Source organism: Alkalibacter saccharofermentans DSM 14828 (genome assembly GCF_900128885.1).
GTDB classification, from domain to species: domain Bacteria; phylum Bacillota; class Clostridia; order Eubacteriales; family Alkalibacteraceae; genus Alkalibacter; species Alkalibacter saccharofermentans.
This window is the reverse complement of record NZ_FQTU01000035.1, coordinates 1-1,338: the sequence shown is the minus strand read 5'-3', so window position 1 is coordinate 1,338 and position 1,338 is coordinate 1. Positions and strand designations below refer to the sequence as shown.

The following is a 1,338-nucleotide window of genomic DNA, read 5'->3' as shown; positions in this document are numbered from 1 at the left end:
AAGTAAAGTAAAAACAAACGATCATCTAAACATCTACCGTTTTGGTTTTAAAACTGAAACAAAAGATTATTTTAGGTCAGCCAAGATTTTCAAGACTCAGGTCAAGGAAAGGGAGGCGAAGCTTAAAAGAGGTCAAGTTACTAAGAGCATAGGGAGAATGCCTTGGCACTGGGAGCCGAAGAAGGACGTGACAAGCTGCGAAAAGCTGCGATGAGGTGCAAATAACCGATTAGTCGCAGATATCCGAATGGGGAAACCCGGCAGGTAGAAGACCTGTCACCCGCATATGAATAAAATAGTATGCGAGGAGGGAACTCGGGGAACTGAAACATCTAAGTACCCGAAGGAAGAGAAAGAAAACTCGATTTTCCAAGTAGCGGCGAGCGAAAGGGAAAGAGCCTAAACCGTATTTATACGGGGTAATGGGATATGCAAAGGAGATCTAAAGAGAAGCCGAAGCGCATGGGAAGGCGCACCATAGGGAGTAAGAGTCTCGTAGGCGAAATTGATAGATACAGGCATATTTCCGGAGTACCACGGGACACGTGAAACCCTGTGGGAATTAGGGGGGACCACCCCCCAAGGCTAAATACTACCCAGTGACCGATAGAGAATAGTACCGTGAGGGAAAGGTGAAAAGAACCCCGGGAGGGGAGTGAAACAGAACCTGAAACCCTATGCTTACAAGCAGTGGGAGCGATAAGTGACCGCGTGCTTTTTGTAGAACGGACCAGCGAGTTACGATGTGTAGCAAGGTTAACTGCTTAAGGCAGGAAGCCGAAGGGAAACCGAGTCTTAATAGGGCGTATAGTTGCATGTTGTAGACCCGAAACCGTGTGATCTACCCATGTCCAGGGTGAAGCGTGAGTAAAATCACGTGGAGGCCCGAACCGGTGTCTGTTGAAAAAGGCTCGGATGAGGTGTGGGTAGCGGAGAAATTCCAATCGAACACGGAGATAGCTGGTTCTCCCCGAAATAGCTTTAGGGCTAGCGTTAAGGGATGAATAGTGGAGGTAGAGCACTGAATTGGCTAGGGGGCGTATAGCTTACCGAACCATATCAAACTCCGAATGCCACATATTTTACCTTGGCAGTCAGACTGCGTGAGATAAGTTTCGTAGTCGAAAGGGAAACAGCCCAGACCATCAGCTAAGGTCCCAAAGTGTAAGTTAAGTGGGAAAGGATGTGCAATTGCTAAGACAACTAGGATGTTGGCTTAGAAGCAGCCACTCATTTAAAGAGTGCGTAATAGCTCACTAGTCGAGTGATTGTGCGCCGAAGATTACCGGGGCTAAAACTTACCACCGAAGCTATGGCTTGCAGATTAATCTGCAGGGG

General features: G+C 47.7%; 1 rRNA gene. It reads left to right on the top strand.

Annotated features, from left to right (window positions below):
• Positions 1 to 130: 130 nt before the first annotated feature.
• A 23S ribosomal RNA gene (locus tag BUB93_RS11215) occupies positions 131 to 1,338 on the top strand; the annotation flags it as partial.